We start from the raw sequence: 4347 nt of genomic DNA on the forward strand, positions 1-4347 counted from the left end.
TGGCTGGTACGCCTGGTGCAACCGGTGCCGAGTTATCAATGCGCGTCAGCGCTTCCGGCAGGACTGCGACATTGCGGTCAGTGACGCCTTCACCCAGGCGAAACAGCGCTACGGTGCGCCGCGCCTGGCAGATGAACTACGGGAGCAGGGGCTGATGTATAACGTTAAAACCATCGCTTCCAGCCTGCGGCGGCAGGGGCTGCCGGTGTCAGAGAACCTGCTGGAGCAGGACTTCAGCGCCAGCGGTCCGAACCAGAAATGGTGCGGACAACGGTGTTTAATTATATCAAGTGTGATTACAATCGCTGGCGTCGCCACAGTGCCTGCGGTGGCCTCAGCCCGGAACAGTTCGAAAACCAGACCCTCTGTAAGTACACCGATTTTAGTTCCAGGCACTTTTTGAGATTTCCGGTTTCTCAGCCATCAGCCGGTATTCTTCCGGCGTCAGGTTATTCAGGGACTCATGAGGTCGCTCGCTGTTATATTCAGTCAGCCAGCGATCTGTGATCTCCCGTGCTTCATTCAGCGTTATGAACAGATAAAAATCCAGTATTTCGGTCCGGTACGTTCGGTTAAACCGCTCTATAAAGGCGTTCTGTGTTGGCTTACCCGGCTTTATAAATTCCAGCATCACGCCATGTTCTTCAGCCCATTGCGCCAGAGCTAGTGATATCAGTTCCGGTCCGTTATCCATCCGCATCTTCAGCGGATATCCACGGTTTGCCACTATCCTGTCCAGCACCCGGACGACGCGCTGCGCCGGGATATTCAGGTCAATTTCGATAGCCAGTGCTTCACGGTTAAAATCATCAACGGCGTTGAAAGTCCGAAAACGTCGGCCACATGTCAGCGCATCGTGCATAAAATCAATCGACCAGCTTTGGTTGAGCGCTTCCGGCGTTGCCAGCGGGGCTGGATTGCGCACCGGAAGGCGTTGTTTACCCTTGCGACGAAAATTCAGTTTTAGCAGACAGTAAATCCGGTGTACACGCTTGTGGTTCCAGACGTGGCCCTGCCTGCGAAGCATATGAAAAAGCTTCTTAAATCCGTAGCGGGGGTAGCGTTCTGCCAGTTCAGTCAGCGCATGGATCACCGGTTCATCACGCCGGGCATCGGGCTGATAAAAATATACCGTCCTGCTCAGCGATAACGTCCTGCAGGCCTGGCGTAAACTCATGGCAAATTGCGCCGTCAGATAGCTGACAAGTTCACGCTTTATCGCTGGTTTTAAAGCTTTTTTTCGATGACGTCTTTAAGTGCCCGGCACTCAAGGCTGAGATCAGCAAACATCTGTTTGAGGCGTCGGTTTTCATCCTCCAGGTCTTTCATCTTTTTGATATCAGAGGCTTCCATACCGCCATACTTTGCTTTCCAGTTGTAGTACGAGGCTTCAGATATACCGGCTTCACGGCAGACATCCTTGACGGTACGTCCGGTTTCGACGGACTTCAGAACGGTAATGATCTGGTGTTCGGTGAATCGGGCTTCACGCATGGCGATCTCCTCAGGGGACATAATCAGTATGTCGGAAGATCTCTAAAAGTGAATGGTTCGTTTTGCTGGGATACTTACACCTCGCTTAGTGCTGTGTCCACATTACGCGGGTAAGATCAGACATCCTTCATTTCAGGGGCTTCGCGAAGCCTGTCCGGCCTTTTGGATAATGGCCAGCATCTCTGCCAGCTGTCGCTTAAGACAGGCATTTTCAGGGACCGGTTTACACTGATGCTTTACGAGGTTATTTGTTGCGGTTGCTTGCTGTGGCAGGGATAAAGCTGTGATTCATACAAGCTGAGTTCTCGGGCAGCGGCAGCCACCCCGATGCGTTCAGCAAGCTACGGGGCTTCTGGCTGGTTGATGCTGATTTTGTCATGTGAGTCACCTCTGGTTGAGAGTTTGCTCACTTAGTCTCGGGTCTTCTATTGGTGGGTGAGATCATTTTTATGTAGGGGGAATCTATTATTTTTTTTGGTAAAATAATGTGATGTGTCATGAAATATGAAACGCTATATCTTCTAGTCCATATTTGGATTTTCGTGACTAATTAACTGGAATGTAATAAAACATAATGAATTTCATTCCAGCAATAGCTAGTTGTTGCATATTGTACTTTACAAAAATAAGTACTTAATCTATTGATAGCGCAGTGATAGTAAATTCCTTGACAACACATGAAAGAATACCTCCACTCAAACAAAGGGAATGAAATGAACACATCAGGTCAACGAGAATACTTGCAGGGGGGAGGGGCCGACTCCATTAAAATTGAAGCATGAACATTTATCGTTACCAGTAACGATGTTGAAAACAGTAAGAAAAAATTAAAAAAGCCTGTACATAAATTTGTGTAATTGATTGATTTTGATATGTTCATTCCAACATCAAAAGCAGGTTTCTTTATGGACGAAAAAAAGTTGCAGGCTCTGACTAACGAACTGGCCAAAAATCTCAAAACCCTTGAGGAATTCAGCCAGTTCGATCGCCTGCTTAAAAAAATCAGAGTCGAGGCGGCGCTCAACGCCGAAATGCTCCATCCCCTCGGCTACGATAAAAATCAGGCTAAATCTAGCTCCAATACTCGCAACGGCTACTCGACAAAGACCGTCACCACTGACGATGGCGCAGCTGGAGCAGCGTACGCCGCGCGATCGTGATGGCTCTTTCGAACCGCAACAGGTGAAGAAAAACCAAACCCGGATCACCGGGATGGGTAACCAGATCCTGTTGTTGTATGCTATAAGGCATGACAACTCGCGAGATAGCGGCTGCGTTTAAAGAGCTGTATGACGCAGACGTCTCACCCTTACTGGTATTGTAAGGTCACCGATGCCGTTATGGAACAGGTTATCGAATGGAAAAATCGTCCACTGGATACGGTCTACCCCATTGTTTATCTCTATTGTATCGTCCTGAAAGTCCGGCAGGAGAGCCGCGTGATCAATAAATCCGTGTTCCTGGCGCTGGGTATCAATATCGAAGGCCAGAAAGAGCTACTGGGTATGTGGCTGGCCGAAATTGCTGAACCACTACATTTGAAAGAAATTGAAATTCACTGGCATATATACAGGAATTACCGCACCCATAAGAGAAAAAAATGCGTCGGAATATATAAGGCCAAATCAAAGTAGCTACGCTGCCTTCAGTTTCTTTTAAAAAAGTTAAATTCAATAGCTTCACCTGTTTTTTCGGATATTTTACATTGAAAGTGGAATGGAGTCCAATCGCTACCAATACGATACTGACCATTACCCTCCAAAATTGTCGGTGATATCAGGCGCTGCTCATTTTCATTCCCCTGATCGAGAACAACTTTATCCACAGTTGATAAGCGTTTTTTAATCACTGTTTGTGCTAACGGGCGACAAAAAAACTCTGCAACACGCTGAGCTTCCGTCCAGCTATACACTATATTTCTGTCAGTCTGCTCCTTGAGCTGGGTGTTAATCATCTCGTTTAGATGATTTAACTGTGCAGGATTCAATTTCGCTTCAGTAGCATATACTGAGCACATTGAAAAATCACATAACATCGCCAACAAGGTAATTAATATAATTCTCATTCTTGTATTCATTAACACATCCAATTCAGATTAAATAAACATTCAGACTCTGTAACACACCCAATGCAGTATATAATTGGCAGTATCCATCAAAGCATTTGAAATATTTCTAGCATAACCGGACAATAAAATGCAACATCTAATTTTGGATTATTTTTTGTTGTATCAAACACTTAAACTCTCATACAATAAGCAAACGGCCCTTTAGCTCAGTTGGTTAGAGCGAGTGACTCATAATCGCTCGGTCGCTGGTTCAAGCCCAGCAAGGGCCACCATTAACATCGTTAGTTATTCATTTTTATTTACTAGAATCCGAAGCTGGGTATAACTGAAACCTTTAACAGGTCTGATTTGGCGATAGTAGAGTAAGACTGACCCAAAATCCTGCTCCATTCAGAAACAGAATTCCGGCATGATACACACTCCCCTGAGCGGAGGATGTGCCGATGAAAAAGTCACGATTCACCGAAGAGCAGATTGTTTTTGCCCTGAAGCAGGCTGAACTGGGTACGTCAGTGCCGGACGTCTGTCGCAAGCTGGGCATTTCGGATGCCACTTTCTATACGTGGCGTAAAAAATACGGCGGCATTTCTCCTTCGGAGCTGAAGCATATGCGGCAACTGGAAGAGGAAAACCTGCGTCTGAAGAAACTGAACCGCACCGGTTTTATTGGAGAATATTTAGTCCGGGAACTCAGGCGGCGAGCTCCCTGTCTTTTATAGCAACATGATACGCTTTTTCAGCTTCTATCGGTGGGATATGACCCAGTCGTTCCAGTAAACGGCGAT

General features: G+C 46.5%; 2 protein-coding genes, 1 tRNA gene and 4 pseudogenes. 4 read left to right on the forward strand and 3 right to left on the reverse strand.

Annotated features, from left to right (window positions below; genetic code table 11):
* A pseudogene (locus H5P17_RS26140) lies at nucleotides 1–369 on the forward strand (IS3 family transposase); the annotation flags it as partial.
* 13 nt (nucleotides 370–382) lie between these two features.
* Here the strand turns inward: H5P17_RS26140 and H5P17_RS26145 are convergent.
* Together H5P17_RS26145 and H5P17_RS26860 are read right to left on the reverse strand one after the other, a co-directional pair.
* A protein-coding gene (locus H5P17_RS26145; RefSeq protein ID WP_182825882.1) for an IS3 family transposase occupies nucleotides 383–1494 on the reverse strand; the annotation gives its coding sequence in 2 pieces (ribosomal slippage) (nucleotides 383–1233 and nucleotides 1233–1494; 1113 coding nt in all).
* Between the two features lie 119 nt (nucleotides 1495–1613).
* Nucleotides 1614–1873 (reverse strand): annotated as a pseudogene (locus H5P17_RS26860) (IS3 family transposase); the annotation flags it as partial.
* A gap of 526 nt (nucleotides 1874–2399) precedes the next feature.
* Here H5P17_RS26860 and H5P17_RS26155 point away from each other — a divergent pair.
* Nucleotides 2400–3014 (forward strand): annotated as a pseudogene (locus tag H5P17_RS26155) (transposase); the annotation flags it as partial.
* A 125-nt stretch (nucleotides 3015–3139) separates the two neighbouring features.
* On the opposite strand, the gene H5P17_RS26160 reads toward H5P17_RS26155, so the two are convergent.
* The gene (locus tag H5P17_RS26160; protein ID WP_182825883.1) at nucleotides 3140–3559 is read right to left on the reverse strand and encodes a hypothetical protein; all 420 of its coding nucleotides are present in this window, start codon (nucleotides 3557–3559) and stop codon (nucleotides 3140–3142) included.
* Between the two features lie 198 nt (nucleotides 3560–3757).
* Here H5P17_RS26160 and H5P17_RS26165 point away from each other — a divergent pair.
* Nucleotides 3758–3834 (forward strand) — tRNA-Ile (locus H5P17_RS26165).
* 171 nt (nucleotides 3835–4005) lie between these two features.
* A pseudogene (locus H5P17_RS26170) lies at nucleotides 4006–4212 on the forward strand (transposase); the annotation flags it as partial.
* Nucleotides 4213–4347: the final 135 nt, after the last annotated feature.

The sequence above is a fragment of the Serratia sp. OS31 genome (assembly GCF_014164835.1).
In the GTDB taxonomy this organism is placed as follows: Bacteria; Pseudomonadota; Gammaproteobacteria; order Enterobacterales; family Enterobacteriaceae; genus Serratia; species Serratia liquefaciens_A.